Genomic DNA, 15667 nt, shown 5'->3' on the forward strand with positions numbered 1-15667 from the left:
AATGCTAACCATAATAAAGGGCATAAAAGTTTACTCCCCAGACTACGAAGGAATAAAAGACGTAGTACTATGTGGAGATAAAATAGAAGGAATTTATGATAATATAAAAATTCCAGCAGATTTTATAAAAATTAATCTTATAAACGGTAATGGTAAACTACTTTTTCCAGGCTTTATAGACAATCATGTTCATATAAATGGAGCTGGTGGAGAAGGTGGATTTAGAAGAAGAACACCTGAAATAAAATTTTCCGATTTAACTAAGGCTGGAATTACCACTGTTGTAGGCTGTATAGGAACAGATGGTGTTTGTAGGGATATGAGGAGTTTGATAGCTAAGGCAAATGCATTAGAAGAGGAAGGAATAACAACCTTTTGTTATACAGGTTCTTATGATATACCAGTTAAGACTATAACAGATAGTATACAAGCAGATATTATGATGTTAGATAAAATAATTGGAGTTGGAGAAGTAGCTTTATCAGATCACAGAAGTTCACAACCTAGCTATGAAGCTTTTTTAAATGTAGTAGCACAAGCAAGGGTGGGAGGAATATTATCAGGTAAAGCTGGAATAGTCAATGTTCATTTAGGTGATGGAAAAAGAAAATTAGATTACTTATTTAAATTAATAGAAGAGACAGAAATTACACCAAAGCAGTTATTACCAACTCATATAAATAGAAGTAGAACATTATTTAAGTCAGCTGAAGAGTATACTAAAAGGGGAGGATTTATTGATCTAACAACAAGTTCAGATCCAGATAATTTAGAGCCAGGAGAACTAAGAGCTAGTGAAGGCTTAAGAATTCTAATTGATAGAGGAGTAAATATAGATAATATTACTTTTTCTTCTGATGGGAACGGAAGTATGCCATTATATGATGAAGGTGGAAATTTAACAAAGCTTGGCATATGTAATGTATCGAGTTTATATGATGAAGTAAAAGCAGCTATTAAAAAATATAATGTAAGTATAGATAATGCTATAAGAGTTATAACTAAAAATCCAGCAGAAATATTAGCCTTAAAGAATAAAGGAATTATTGAAGAAGGAAAGGATGCAGATTTAGTCTTAGTTAGAGAAGATACATTAGATATAGAGATGGTAATTGCAAAAGGAAAAATTTTAGTTGAGAATGGTAAGGCTGTAGTAAAAGGAAATTTTGAATAAATCCAATTCATAATTTACAATGCAAAATGAATATCACTTATAAAAGTTTATATAATAATAAAAAGGAACTGGCAGCGACAGTTCCTTTCTGTTTGATATTTTAGATTTTCAGTTTAGCTGAAAATCAAGCTTAATTGTACACTTTGCAATTTGAATTTTACATATTGCCTATGCTAAGCTATTTTGTATTAAAAAATAAGTGTCTGCCTATGGATGTGCTTTGTGTTTTTTCAATATTTGTCATCCATGAGCAGGTTGCTGTTTCTGGATTATAAAAGAATAATGCTTCATTCGTTGGGTCATTACCTCTTATAGCATCGTAAACAGCATCATAACATTCTTGGGTTGGAGTAACTGATATTTTTCCATCAATAACACAAGAAAAGGCATTTGGTTGAAAAACTACCTCTTCTATGCTATTTGGAAAACCTGGACTTAATACTCTGTTTAAAATAACAGAAGCTACCGCCACCTTACCCTCATAGGGCTCTCCTTTACTTTCAGCATATACAACTTGTGCCATTAAATTAATGTCGTATTCAGTTAAATAAATTTTATTATCATTATAGTTAAAAACCTCAACTACCTCATCTGCATCTGGTGATGCATTATTTATTATGTTATCATTTATATTTATATTTTTTATATTACTTGCCATATTATTATTTTCAATTTTAGTTGAAGCAAAAGTAGTTATTTCTGCTGAAAATATTAGGAGAGTGCATAAGATAAATATTTTTCTTAAATATTTCATTTTTAACCTCCTATTTGTTACAATAATCAAAAATTAGTATTACCAAGTTAAAAAAAATAATACTATTTTTTTTATAAAAGTTTTAAATATTTAGAATAAACTTCTAGAGTATCTTCTCTTTTTAAGGAGGCATTCTTGTATTTTTTTGATATTTCTTTAGAATAATCTTCAAAATTTGAACAACTTTTTTCGTAAATTACAGCACTTTTCATCGAACTTAAATAAGCTGCGTAGAGATTAAAATATTCATTTAAAATGACATATAGTTCATCATATCCTTCTGGTATAGATATAGAGTATAAATCGTTTTTTATAGAAACAAGTTTTTCTTCTTTTTTATATAAATCATCTAAAATTATAGATAAATCGTCCTTTTCTTCTCTTATTTTATTAATTGAAGGCATTAAGTCCTCGTTTAAATAGTCCATTTCCTTATTTAAATTTTCTAGTTTTATTAGAAATTTATTTATTTGCTTTTCTTTAAAAGCAGTATCTCTATTATTTTTAATAAGCTTGTTTAAAAAATTATAATATTCATCGGTATAATCATTTAACTTGTTAATAAAGTTTAAATTTAGTTTGTATTCTTTTTTTAAAATAGAATAATAATTTATGCAATTTTCTTTAAGAGTTAAAAATTTATTTAAGTCATAGTTAGAATTTACTTTTTTTGAATTTACAAGAAGATAATTTAAATCATCATAAAGATATATATTAGCTGCTATAGAGTTATTTAATAATAATTGCAACTCTTTATTTTGAGAGAAAAAATTATTTTTATCCACATCAATTTCTTCAGAAATGTTTTTCAGAAGTTCTACACTTTCTACCAAACTATCATTAAGTAGATTAATATCTTCAGTATGATTAGAAAAATTTTTTATAACTTTTTCGTTAATAGTGTTTAGTTTTTTAGTAATAACGATTAAAGGATTTTTATTTAAATTATTGTTGTAAAAGTATATAAATAAGAAAAAGATGAATAAAAATATTAGGAAAATACTTATTACTAAATGTCTATCTATTTTGTTAGAATTATTAGAAGAAATGTGCAAAAATTATCACTCCTTAAAAATCTCTTTACATAAATATATATATATTAGAATAGAGTAATAAATATTATTAAAATTAAATTAAAATTTAAAAAAGAATTAAAGTGATGTAATTAGATATCATAAATTTGGTGTATAATTAAAATATATAGGAAATTAGGAGGAGCTTCTTTTGCAAGATATAAGTATATTTATTACAAATACAATTAAAAATATATCAATATCATCTATTTTAGATATAGCAGTTGTTGCCTATTTATTTTATAAAGGATATATGTTAATAAGAGGTACCAGGGCTGAACAATTATTAAAGGGAATAATGTTTATGGTATTTTTAATTCCTGTAAGTTATTTACTAAACTTAGAGGTTGTAAACTTTATATTAAATAAAACTTTGACTGTAGGATTAATATCAGTGGTTATTATTTTTCAGCCGGAAATTAGGAGGGTATTAGAGCATATTGGAAGAAGGGCCTTTGATGAAGTTTATAATATAGAAGATCAAGAAGAAAGAAGTATTGTAATAAACGAAATAGTTACAGCAGTAAAGAATTTATCAGATAGTAAAACAGGAGCTCTATTAGTAATTGAACAAGCAACAGGTTTAGGAGAAATATTAGGTACAGGAACTATTTTAGATGCAAAGATTTCATCTAATTTATTAGAAAATATATTTGTAGTTAATACCCCTCTCCATGATGGTGCAACTATAATAAGAAAAGATAGAATAATTGCATCAGGATGTGTCTTGCCCTTAACCAATAATGACAAAATAGATAAAAAATTAGGAACAAGACATAGAGCAGCTATAGGTTTATCAGAAGTGTCTGATTCAATAAATATTATAGTGTCAGAAGAAACCGGGATAATTTCACTGGCTATTAATGGAAAGCTAACAAGAAATTATGATGCAGAAAAATTAAGAATAATTTTGTTACATCTCCTTAAAAACAAAGAAAAGAAAAATGTTAAGTCAGCTGGAGAGAAGGTGAAATCTTGGATAAAGATAAAAAAGATAAAGGAATAATAATAATAATATGTACTATATTATCTGTGGCTCTATGGATATATGTAACTAACGTAGAAAATAAAATAAGAACTACAGAAATAAATAAAATACCAGTTGAGTTAATTAATGAAGAGGCGTTAAAAGCTTCAAATTTGGCAGTAGTTCCAGGACAGGAATTATATATTACTTTAAAAGTTGAAGGTAATACTGCTGATATAAATCAAATAAAAAGAAGCGATTTTAAGGTACAAGTAGATTTAGCTGAATATGCATGGAAAAAAGGTGTAAATAAAGTTCCAGTATCAATAGTAGACTATCCAGTTTCGGTAAGTATAAAAAATACAAATGCATTAACAGTTTCTATTAATATAGATAATTATTTAGAAAAGACAATAAATATTGAATCAAATATTAATATTACTCCAAGGCTTGGCTATTTTGCAGCAGCAGCGGTGATTACTCCAGAGACAGTTAAGATAAGCGGGGCAGAGTCTTATGTAAATATGGTAAATAAAGTAGTTGTAAAAGATAATATAAATGATGCTTATGAAAATATTTCAGCAGAATATAAAATAATTCCTATAGATGATGAAGGAAAAGAATTAACAGGGATATATTTATCACAAGAAACCGCAAAAGTAGAAATAAAAGTAAGTAAGGGAAAATCTGTTAAAGTTAATATTCCAACTATTGGAGAACTTCCAAATAAACTAAAGCTTAGTTCTTTAAAACAAAATAAAGAGACTGTGGAATTATTAGGAGAAAAGGAAGTAATTGATGGAGTAAATGAGGTTTCTACTGAACCACTAGATTTATCAACAATAACGGCGAACAAAGAAGTATTTCTTAAAATTATTGCTCCAGAAAATACCACTGTATCAGAAGGAGAAGAATATATAAGGGTTACTGTAGAAGTAATAAAATATATAACTAAAGATTTTAATGTAACTTTTACTACTAGTGGATTAGTAGAAGGATTAAATATTACTCCTAATAAAGATAAAATAAGAGTTATAATTAGCGGTTATGAAACAGATATAAAAAATATAAATGAAAATAATATAAGAGCTAGTTTAGATTTAAGCGGTTATACTAAAGAGGGTTCTTTTGAAAAGGCACCTAAAATTACTATTGAAGGTATAACTTCAGAATATGGCTTAGATTATATAGAACCAGTAAGTTTTAAAATAACAAAAGAAGCAGAAGTTCCAACCCAGGGAAGTCCACAAGAAACAGATAGAAACCAAGGAGAATGAATTAGTTAGGAGTGTGGAGTTAGTAGTTAGGAGTTAGTAATTAGTAGTTAGGAGTTAGGAGTTAGGAGTTAGGAGTGGAGATAACTCGACACTGTATTTTTATTTCACACTCCAAACTCCACACTGTATTTTCACTCCACACTACTAACTCCTAACTCCAAACTAAATTATCTATTCTAAACTTAAGAAAAGTGAGGAAAAAAGGATGACAATTAGAATAAATAATATTTCTTTAAAATTAGATGAAGATAAGGAAGTTTTAATTAAAAAAGCAGTTAAGAAGCTAAAAATATCAGAAAAGGAAATTAAGCACTTTAAAATACTTAAAGAAAGCTTAGATGCAAGGAAAAAAAGTGATATAAAGCTTGTTTATCATGTTGAATTAAATTGTAAGAATGAAGAAGCTCTTGTTAAAAAATTAAAGGACAAGGATGTTAAATTAGAAGAACCTTATTATGAAGGAGTAATAAAGTTTGGAGATAGAAAATTAGATAATAGGCCGGTAGTAGTTGGTTTCGGTCCTGCGGGAATATTTGCAGCTTTAACCTTAGCTGAAAATGGTTATAAACCAATTGTTATTGAACGTGGAGAAGATGTTGATAAAAGAACTGAGACTGTTAATAAGTTTTGGGAAACAGGACAACTTGATGTAAATTCAAATGTGCAATTTGGTGAAGGTGGAGCAGGAGCCTTTTCAGATGGAAAATTAACTACAAGAATAAAAGATAAAAGATGTGATTATGTATTAAAGAAATTAGTGGAAGCAGGGGCACCTGAAGAAATAGCATATTTAGCAAAACCTCATGTAGGAACAGATTTATTAAAGGGCGTAGTTAAAAATATAAGGGAGAGAATAATAGAACTAGGTGGAGAAGTATTATTTTCTAATAAACTGGAAGAAATAAAACATGAAAATGGCAAACTAAAATCTATAATTGCTAATGGAAGGGAAATAAATTGTGAAAATTTAATATTAGCAATTGGTCATAGTGCAAGAGATACTTATGAAATGCTTTATAAAAATAAAATTTATATGGAACCTAAAGCCTTTGCTATAGGTGTTAGAATAGAGCATCTTCAAGAAGTTATAAATAAAAGCCAATACGGTGAGATGTATGATCATCCAAAGTTAAAGGTAGCAGATTATAAATTAACTTATCAAAGTGAAAGACTAAATAGGGCAGTGTATTCTTTCTGTATGTGTCCTGGAGGAGTAGTAGTATCTGCAGCTTCTGAAGAAAATAGATTAGTTACAAATGGAATGAGTTATCATGCAAGAGATTTAGAAAATGCTAATTCAGCTTTAGTTGTTACTGTAAGACCAGAGGACTTTGAAGGAAATTCGCCATTAAGGGGGATGGAATTCCAAAGATATTATGAAGCTTTAGCTTATAAGCTAGGCGGTGGCGGATATAAGGCACCTGTTCAACTACTAGGAGACTTTATGGAAGATAGATTAAGTACTAAAATTGGAAGAGTAAAACCTAGCTATACTGGAGGATATATTTTTGAAGATTTAAGAAAGTGTCTTCCACCTTATGTAATTGAAGCTTTAAAAGAAGCAATACCAGTCTTTGATAAAAGAATTAATGGTTATGGAGATAAGGATGCTGTTCTAACTGGTATAGAAACAAGAACATCAGCTCCAGTAAGAATACAAAGAGATGAGAATCTTGAAAGTATATCAATAAAAGGAATATATCCAGCAGGAGAAGGGGCAGGTTATGCTGGAGGGATAATATCAGCAGCAGTAGATGGAATCAAAGTAGCAGAAAAAATAATAGAAAAATATAGTCCAATTAATAATTAAAATTAAAAACTCCCTGCTAAGTGCAGAGAGTTTTTTTGTATTTTTATAAATTATAAAATAATAAAAGGGAACCTTACTATTGAAAAATTATGGTAAAATATAAAAAGAGGTGATTTTATGAGAGCGTCCTTTAACATAAATAATAAAATGACAATGATTGCAGAAATGAGAAATGACACTGTTTTTCAAATATTAGAATATGATGATTTGGGAGAAAACTTAGATCCTAAAATATCAATGAAGTTAGATTATATTAAAAGAGAAAATAACAAGCTTAGACAAGCAAGAATTATACTTGATAATAGTGAAATAAAAGTGGAACCTGGAAAATTAAGTTATTTTAAGGGAGAAATAAATATAGAAAACAAAGGCGGTTTTGTTGGAATTGGAAAAAAATTAATTTCGAATATTGTAATGAAGGAAGCAGCTCATAAACCAGTTGTTGAAGGCTCAGGAGAAGTGTTTTTAGAACCAGCTTTTGAAAACTTTATTCTATTAGAATTAGAAGATGAGGAAATAATTATTGACAATAAGGCCTTTTGTGCCTGCGAGAGTTCAATAGAAATTACAACATTAAGAGAAATAAGGGATCCTTATTTGGAAGAGTATTCTAATATGCTTAAGTTAATGGGGAGTGGAATAGTATTAATAACAATTCCAGTTTCTCATAAAGAAATATTAAAATGTAAGATATATAGAGATTCTATAAAAATAAATGGAGATATAGTTCTCTTAAGGAGCGGAAGCATAGAGCATGAAATAGAAAAGATATCAAGTAATCTATTAGGTGATTCATCAGAAGGCAAATTCTTAAACATCTATAATGGTACTGGAGAGTTATGGTTGGCTCCTACAATAAAAGTTTATGAAAATTTAAGAGAAAAGATAGAAGAAGATATGATAGAATATTTAAGGGATATAGAAAATACACGAAATTAGATACTTATAATGTTGTAAGTTAAGTGAAATATAGATATAATTTAGTAGGATTAAGTAGTCTAAAGAAAAAGGGAGTGAGACTATTGGCTAATGGAGAAAGTAAGCTAAAAAGTAAGGATATTGACTTGCTTTTTGAAGCAATACTTAAGCTTGAAACCATAGAAGAATGTTATGATTTCTTTGAAGATGTTGCTACAATAAATGAGTTAAAGGCTTTAGCTCAGAGATTATCTGTAGCAAAAATGTTAAGGGAAAAGAGAGTTTATACTGAAATAGCTGAAAAAACAGGGGCAAGCAGTGCCACAATTAGTAGAGTTAATAAATGCTTAAATTATGGTACTGGGGGATATAATACCATTCTAGATAGATTAGAAGATAAAGGAAAAAATTAGATTTACTAAATAATATGCAAAAAAGTGAGGTAAAAATATGAATAGAATGTTTGGAACAGACGGAGTTAGGGGAATTGCAAATACAGAATTGACTTGTGAAATTGCTTATGGTTTAGGAAGAGCTGGAGCTTATGTATTAACAGAAGGTACTCATAAGCCAAAAATATTAGTTGCTAAGGACACTAGAATTTCAGGGGATATGTTAGAAGCTGCTTTAGTGGCAGGAATATTATCAGTTGGAGCAGAAGCAGTTATGTTAGGGGTAATTCCTACACCAGCAGTTGCACATTTAATAAGAGAATATAATGCCGATGCAGGAATTATGATATCAGCCTCTCATAATCCAGTAGAATATAATGGTATCAAGTTCTTCGATAATAAGGGTTATAAATTAAGAGATGAATTAGAAGATGAAATACAAAGAATAATAGAAAACAATTTTGAAGGAGTTCCTACACCTATAGGAAATGCTCTTGGAAGATCTTATGTAAAGACTTCTGCATTAGATGACTATGTAAATTATGCTATTTCAACAATAGATGTAGATTTTAAAGGATTAAAGATAGCTTTAGATTGTGCAAACGGTGCTTCATCAACTGCGGCAGTTAAGGCCTTTGAAAAACTAGGAGCAGAAGTTCATGTAATTTATAATAAACCAGATGGAACAAATATAAATGAAAACTGTGGTTCAACTCATCCAGAAGACTTACAAGAATATGTTGTATCAGAAAAATGTGATTTAGGATTTGCCTTTGATGGAGATGCAGATAGATGTTTAGCTGTTGATGAAAAAGGTAATTTAATTCATGGAGATTTTATATTAATGATGTGTGCAAAACATCTTAAAGAAGCAGGAAAATTAAAAGATGATACTTTAGTAGTAACAGTAATGAGCAACTTAGGCTTAGATATAGCATGTAAAAGAGAAGGAATTAATGTTATAAAAACTAAGGTTGGAGATAGATATGTATTAGAGGAAATGGTTAAGGATGGTTATGTCTTAGGAGGAGAACAATCTGGACATATTATATTCTTAGACCATAACTCAACTGGTGATGGCTTAGTTACAGCACTTCAAGTTGCAGCCATAAGAAAGAAGGAAAATAAAACATTAAGTGAATTAGCTTCAATAATGAAGGAGCTTCCTCAAGTTTTAGTTAATGCAAAAGTTCCTAATGATAAGAAGAATATATACTTAGAAGATGAAGAAATAGTTGAAGCTATAAAAAATATAGAAGAATCCTTACATGGAGTTGGAAGGGTTTTAATAAGACCTTCAGGTACAGAACCTTTAGTTAGAGTGATGCTGGAAGGCGAAAATCAAGAAGAAATAGATAAAATGGCTAATGATTTAGTTAATTTAATATTGAGCAAAATTTAATATCTATTAATAGGACTGATATAAAAAAAGAAGATTGGGAGTAATCTTCTTTTTTTATACAATTTACTATTTTTTATTATTATAAAATTTATTAAAATAAGCCTGGTATTATAATATATATTCATTATTTTTCTTAAAAATTTTATTAATTTGCAATGAAAAACCTTAATATATTAAAAAATTATTAATAGGATATAGTGATAAAGGGGGAAGAAAAAATGATTTTGTAAAAATTCTGTAAAAGATTGACTTAGGTGGATAATAGGTGTAATATTTTTATCAACAGTAAAATTGAATAAGAAATATTAAATTGAATAAATGCTATGAAGGAGACCATTATTTAGAGAATAAAGTTACAGAGAGTCCATGGTTGGTGTGAATGGATACTTTACTAAATAATCATCACTCCAGAGCAGTATCTTGAAAGTACAAAAATGTATTAGTAAGAGATAACCGGTAAGCACCGTTAAAGGCAAGGGTTTGTTGGAACCTGGTGATAGTAATTTAATGTTGAGTTATGATTACCGCCATTGATTTATATTATCGAAGGTGGTATTTTTATACACTTTTTTAGGAAGGGGGAATGATCATTTGGAAAGTCACATATTATCTGTGTTAGTTCGTAATTCTTCAGGAGTATTAGCTAGAATAGCGGGATTATTTTCAAGAAGGGGATTTAACATTGACAGTTTAACAGTTGGAAGTACTGAAAATAAAGAAATATCAAGAATGACAATAGCTTTAACTGGAAACGAGGATGTTTTAGAGCAATTTACAAAGCAGCTCAATAAACTAGAGGACGTTTTAAAAATATATGAATTAAAGTCAGAAAATTCTGTATATAGGGAATTAGTATTAATAAAAGTACAAGCTCCACCAGAAAAAAGGGGAGAAATAAATGAGCTGGTAAAAATATTTAGATGCAAGATTATAGATGTTGCACAACAAACATTAACAATAGAACTTACTGGAGATGAAAGTAAGGTATCAGCCTTGATAGAATTAATGCAGTCCTATGGAATAGTAGAAATGGTAAGAACGGGGGTAACAGCCCTAGAAAGAGGGGATAACGATATAACAAAATACGAATAGTATCCAATTGAAGATTGAAAATGGACAATTGATAATTAAAGATAAACTGTTATACAGTTTCTAAAATTTATAATTCAGCTATGCTGAATTATTCCCAAAATTGTGAATTTTGCATTGTACTTAGGGGGGATGGCAATGAGCAATAAAAAAATAGAAATATTTGATTCAACCTTGAGAGATGGGGCACAGGGTGAAGACATTTCCTTTTCGCTGGAGGATAAAATAAAGCTGGCTTTAGCATTAGATAAAATTGGGGTTACTTATATTGAAGCTGGAAATCCTGGATCAAATCCAAAGGATATGGAGTTTTTTAAACGTATAAAGGAAATAAAACTCAGTAATTCAAAACTTGTAGCCTTTGGTTCAACAAGAAAGGCCAATATTAAAGCTGAAGAAGATAAAAATTTAAAGAGTTTAATTGGGGCAGATACAGAAACAGTTGCGATATTCGGAAAGGCATGGGATTTTCAGGTTGAAGAAATTTTAAAAACTTCTTTAGAAGAAAATATAAATATGATATTTGATACAATAAAATTTGCTAAGGAAAAAAATAAAGAAGTAGTCTTTGATGCAGAGCATTTCTTTGATGGATATAAAGCTAATAAGGAATATGCAATAAAAGCTATTAAAACAGCAAAAAAGGCTGGTGCAGATGTTATAGTTTTATGTGATACAAATGGTGGAACTCTTCCTAAAGAAATTAAAGAAATATCAAAGAAAGTGGTTGAAGAACTAGGAGGAAGGATAGGAATTCATTGCCATAATGATATAGGTTTAGCGGTGGCAAACTCATTAGCAGCAGTAGAAGAAGGAGTAATTCATATTCAAGGCACTTTTATTGGATTTGGAGAAAGATGTGGAAACGCAAATTTATCATCAATAATTCCAACTTTGCAGCTAAAAATGGGATATAGGGTAATAGAGGAAGAAAAATTATCAAGATTAACAAAAACAGCAAGATTTATATCTGAAATTTCAAATCTTAAGCTTACAGACAATATGCCTTATGTTGGGGAGTCAGCCTTTGCCCACAAAGGTGGAATGCATATTGATGCAGTAACAAAATCTACAAAGTCTTATGAACATATAAATCCTGAACTTATAGGAAATGATAGAAGATTCTTAATTTCTGAGGTAAGTGGCAGAAGTACAATACTAAAAGAAATTCAAAAGATATTTCCTAATATAGAAAGGGATAGTGAAGAAGTAACTAAAGTCACAAATAGATTAAAAGAACTTGAATATGAGGGCTATAAATTTGAAGGTGCAGAGGGCACCGTAGAACTTCTTATTAGAAAAACAATAGGAAAATATAAGCCTTTCTTTCAGTTAAATCACTTTAAAACAATAGTAGAACAACCCTTCAGCAATAAGGACTTTACATCAACAGCAATAGTAAATATTACAGTGGATAATGAAAATAAAATTGCAGCTTCACAGGGAGATGGACCTGTAAATGCATTAGATAAGGCATTAAGGGAAGCCCTTGAAAGTTTTTATCCAAAGTTGAAAGAAGTAAGATTAGTCGATTATAAGGTAAGGGTTTTAGATTCAAAAAGTGCCACAGGTTCAAAGGTAAGAGTATTGATAGAATCTACTGATGGCAGGGAAAATTGGACTACAGTTGGGGTGTCTAAGGATGTAATTGAGGCAAGCTGGACCGCCTTAGTTGACTCCTTGGAATATAAATTAATTAAAGATATGGAGAAAAATTTAAAAGCGTATTTTTAAAAAGGGGGACTAAAACAAATGGGAATGACAATGACACAAAAAATATTAGCAGCACATGCAGGACTAGATAAAGTAAAGGCAGGACAGTTAATTGAGGCAAAATTGGATTTGGTGCTAGGTAATGATATAACATCACCTGTAGCAGTAAAGGAATTTCAAAAATTAAATTTTAAAGAAGTTTTTGATAAAGATAAAGTTGCTATAGTTCCAGACCACTTTACACCTAATAAAGATATAAAGGCAGCGGAACAATGTAAGTTCATAAGGAACTTTGCAAAAGAAAAAGAAATTACAAATTTCTTTGAAGTAGGTGAAATGGGAATAGAACATTGCTTAATACCTGAAAAGGGCTTGGTAGTTGCAGGAGATGTGGTAATTGGGGCAGATTCACATACTTGTACCTATGGAGCACTAGGAGCTTTTTCAACAGGTATTGGCTCAACAGATATGGCAGCTGGTATGGCAACAGGAAAGTGCTGGTTTAAAGTTCCATCGGCAATAAAATTTGTACTCAGAAATAAACCATCAAAATGGGTAAGTGGAAAAGATATTATTCTTCATATAATTGGAATGATTGGGGTAGATGGAGCTCTTTATAAATCTATGGAGTTTGTAGGAGACGGAATACAATATTTATCAATGGATGATAGATTTACAATGGCAAATATGGCAATTGAGGCTGGTGGAAAAAATGGAATTTTTCCAGTAGATGAAAAGACAATTGAGTATTTAAAAGAACATTCAACTAGAGAATATAAGGTTTATGAAGCAGATGAAGATGCAGAATATGATGAGGTTTATGAAATAGATTTAAGCAGCTTAAGACCGACAGTTGCATTTCCACATTTACCAGATAATACGAGAACTATTGATGAAGTTGGGGATGTTGTTATAGATCAGGTAGTTATAGGTTCTTGCACAAATGGTAGAATATCAGATTTAAGAGTTGCAAGAGATATACTTAAAGGCAAGAAAGTGAAAAAAGGAGTGAGATGTATAGTCTTCCCTGGAACTCAAAAAATTTATCTTCAAGCTTTAGAAGAAGGAATAATTAAGGATTTAGTAGAAGCTGGAGCTGTTGTTTCTACACCAACTTGTGGACCATGTTTAGGTGGCCACATGGGAATACTTGCAAAGGGTGAAAGGGCTGTATCAACAACCAACAGAAATTTTGTTGGTAGAATGGGGCATGTTGAATCAGAAGTTTACTTAGCAAGTCCAGCAGTTGCAGCAGCATCAGCAATAACAGGAAAAATAACAAATCCAGAGTTAATTTAAGGGGGAGATATAAATGAAAGCAGTAGGAAAAGTTTTTAAATATGGAGATAACGTAGATACAGATGTAATTATTCCAGCAAGATATTTAAATACATCAGATCCAAAGGAACTAGCCAGTCACTGTATGGAGGATATTGATAAAGATTTTGTGAAAAAGGTAGAAGCTGGAGATATTATCGTTGCAAATAAAAATTTTGGATGTGGCTCTTCAAGAGAACATGCACCAATAGCAATTAAAGAAAGTGGAGTAAGTTGTGTTATTGCAAAAACCTTCGCAAGAATATTCTATAGAAATGCTATAAATATTGGACTTCCAATTTTAGAATGCGAAGAGGCTGTAGATAAAATAGATGCAGGGGACAAACTAGAAATAGACTTCACAACTGGAGTAATAACAAATCATACAAAAAATGAACAATACCAAGGGGAACCTTTCCCGGAATTTATGCAGGAAATAATAAACTCAAATGGGCTAGTGAATTACATTAAAAACAAGAATAATTCAGTTAGGAGTTAGTAGTTTGGAGTTAGTAGTTTGGAGTGTGGAGTGTTGAGTGTGGAGCTTAATTTAGTCAGTAGTTTGGAGTTTGGAGTTTAGCTTAGTTAGGAGTTGGGGTAAGAAGCATAAGTTAGAGTTAAGAAGTGATAGGTAAGAAGTAATAAGCAAAAAAATATAGTGAACAGTGAACTGAATAGTTGGGGGGATTAAAATGAATTATAAAATAGCTGTAATAGCAGGAGATGGAATTGGTCCAGAAGTTGTTGAAGAAACTGTGAATATTTTAAATTGTGTTGGGGATAAATTTAATCATAAGTTTGAATATGAATATCTTTTAGCAGGAGGTTGTGCAATAGACGAGAAGGGTATACCTCTTCCAGAAGAAACTTTAGAAGCTTGTAAAAAGGCAGATGCAGTTTTACTTGGTGCTGTAGGAGGACCTAAATGGGACAATCCTGATGCAAAAATAAGACCTGAACAAGCCTTATTAGGTCTTAGGGGAGGTCTTGGACTTTTTTGTAATTTAAGACCAGCTCTTTTATATGCCCCATTAAAGGAAGCATCACCTCTTAAGGATTCAATTATAGGAGATGGAATAGATATATGCGTTGTTAGAGAACTAACAGGAGGCATATATTTTGGTGAAAGAGGAAGAGAAGAAATTAATGGTGTTAAGGGAGCTTATGATACTGAAAGATATAATGAAAATGAGGTAAGAAGAATAGGTAAAATTGCCTTTGAAACAGCAATGAAAAGAAATAAAAAGCTAACAAGTATTGATAAGGCCAATATACTGGAAAGTTCAAGGCTTTGGAGAAAGGTAATAGATGAATTGGCAAAGGAATATCCAGAGGTAGAAGTAAATCATATGTATGTTGATAATGCAGCAATGCAGCTTGTAAGAAATCCAAAACAATTTGATGTAATTGTTACTTCCAATATGTTTGGTGATATTTTATCAGACGAAGCTAGTATGATAACAGGTTCAATAGGTATGCTGCCTTCAGCATCATTGGGAGAAGGCAAAAAAGGAATGTATGAGCCAATCCATGGAAGTGCACCTGATATTGCTGGTCAAGGAATAGCTAATCCTCTAGCAACAATATTATCAGCTGCAATGATGCTTAGATATAGCTTTGATTTAGAAGAAGAAGCAAAAGCTATAGAAAAGGCAGTTGTTAGTGTTCTTGAAGAGGGTTATAGGACTGCAGATATTATGAGTGAAGGAAATAAGTTAGTTGGAACAAAGGAGATAGGAAAACTTGTACTAGAAAAAATATTGAGTTAAAGGAAGTGTTAT

General features: G+C 30.4%; 14 protein-coding genes. 12 read left to right on the forward strand and 2 right to left on the reverse strand.

The window, feature by feature from the left end:
• Position 1: 1 nt before the first annotated feature.
• Positions 2 to 1174, forward strand: coding sequence for a beta-aspartyl-peptidase (iadA, locus tag BEN51_RS01445; protein WP_119864330.1), 1173 nt, complete (start codon positions 2 to 4; stop codon positions 1172 to 1174).
• Between the two features lie 178 nt (positions 1175 to 1352).
• Here the strand turns inward: iadA and BEN51_RS01450 are convergent, their stop codons facing one another.
• Both BEN51_RS01450 and BEN51_RS01455 read right to left on the reverse strand, forming a co-directional pair.
• A complete protein-coding gene (locus BEN51_RS01450; protein ID WP_119864331.1) occupies positions 1353 to 1928 on the reverse strand; it encodes a cell wall hydrolase in 576 nt (191 codons plus the stop codon).
• 71 nt (positions 1929 to 1999) lie between these two features.
• Entirely contained in the window at positions 2000 to 2983 is a 984-nt protein-coding gene (locus tag BEN51_RS01455) for a hypothetical protein (protein ID WP_119864332.1), read from the reverse strand.
• Between the two features lie 169 nt (positions 2984 to 3152).
• On the opposite strand from BEN51_RS01455, the gene cdaA reads away from it, so the two are divergent.
• The 11 genes from cdaA to leuB all read left to right on the forward strand — a co-directional run bounded on the left by cdaA (position 3153) and on the right by leuB (position 15655).
• Positions 3153 to 4007: a diadenylate cyclase CdaA gene (cdaA, locus tag BEN51_RS01460; RefSeq protein ID WP_119864333.1), complete on the forward strand. Its 855-nt coding sequence runs from the start codon at positions 3153 to 3155 to the stop codon at positions 4005 to 4007.
• Entirely contained in the window at positions 3977 to 5245 is a 1269-nt protein-coding gene (locus BEN51_RS01465) for a CdaR family protein (protein WP_119864334.1), read from the forward strand. Before cdaA ends, BEN51_RS01465 begins: the two co-directional genes overlap by 31 nt.
• Before the next feature lie 205 nt (positions 5246 to 5450).
• The gene (locus tag BEN51_RS01470) at positions 5451 to 7055 is read left to right on the forward strand and encodes an NAD(P)/FAD-dependent oxidoreductase (RefSeq protein WP_119864335.1); all 1605 of its coding nucleotides are present in this window, start codon (positions 5451 to 5453) and stop codon (positions 7053 to 7055) included.
• A gap of 117 nt (positions 7056 to 7172) precedes the next feature.
• A complete protein-coding gene (locus tag BEN51_RS01475) occupies positions 7173 to 7994 on the forward strand; it encodes an AIM24 family protein (protein ID WP_119864336.1) in 822 nt (273 codons plus the stop codon).
• A gap of 83 nt (positions 7995 to 8077) precedes the next feature.
• A complete protein-coding gene (locus tag BEN51_RS01480; RefSeq protein WP_119864337.1) occupies positions 8078 to 8386 on the forward strand; it encodes a YerC/YecD family TrpR-related protein in 309 nt (102 codons plus the stop codon).
• Positions 8387 to 8423: 37 nt separating this feature from the next.
• Positions 8424 to 9767 (forward strand): phosphoglucosamine mutase, encoded by a 1344-nt coding sequence (glmM, locus tag BEN51_RS01485; protein ID WP_119864338.1) that lies wholly within the window; start codon positions 8424 to 8426, stop codon positions 9765 to 9767.
• A gap of 591 nt (positions 9768 to 10358) precedes the next feature.
• Entirely contained in the window at positions 10359 to 10859 is a 501-nt protein-coding gene (gene ilvN, locus BEN51_RS01490; protein ID WP_119864339.1) for an acetolactate synthase small subunit, read from the forward strand.
• Between the two features lie 135 nt (positions 10860 to 10994).
• Complete coding sequence (cimA, locus tag BEN51_RS01495; RefSeq protein WP_119864340.1) at positions 10995 to 12590, forward strand: citramalate synthase; 1596 nt, start codon at positions 10995 to 10997, stop codon at positions 12588 to 12590.
• A gap of 18 nt (positions 12591 to 12608) precedes the next feature.
• Positions 12609 to 13868 (forward strand): 3-isopropylmalate dehydratase large subunit, encoded by a 1260-nt coding sequence (gene leuC / locus BEN51_RS01500; protein ID WP_119864341.1) that lies wholly within the window; start codon positions 12609 to 12611, stop codon positions 13866 to 13868.
• A 13-nt stretch (positions 13869 to 13881) separates the two neighbouring features.
• A complete protein-coding gene (leuD, locus tag BEN51_RS01505; protein ID WP_119864342.1) occupies positions 13882 to 14385 on the forward strand; it encodes a 3-isopropylmalate dehydratase small subunit in 504 nt (167 codons plus the stop codon).
• A gap of 193 nt (positions 14386 to 14578) precedes the next feature.
• Positions 14579 to 15655 carry a 3-isopropylmalate dehydrogenase gene (gene leuB / locus BEN51_RS01510; RefSeq protein WP_119864343.1) on the forward strand — a complete coding sequence of 359 codons (1077 nt, stop codon included), beginning with the start codon at positions 14579 to 14581 and terminating at the stop codon, positions 15653 to 15655.
• The last annotated feature ends 12 nt before the right edge of the window (positions 15656 to 15667 follow it).

Source organism: Clostridium isatidis, assembly GCF_002285495.1.
Classification (GTDB): domain Bacteria; phylum Bacillota; class Clostridia; order Clostridiales; family Clostridiaceae; genus Clostridium; species Clostridium isatidis.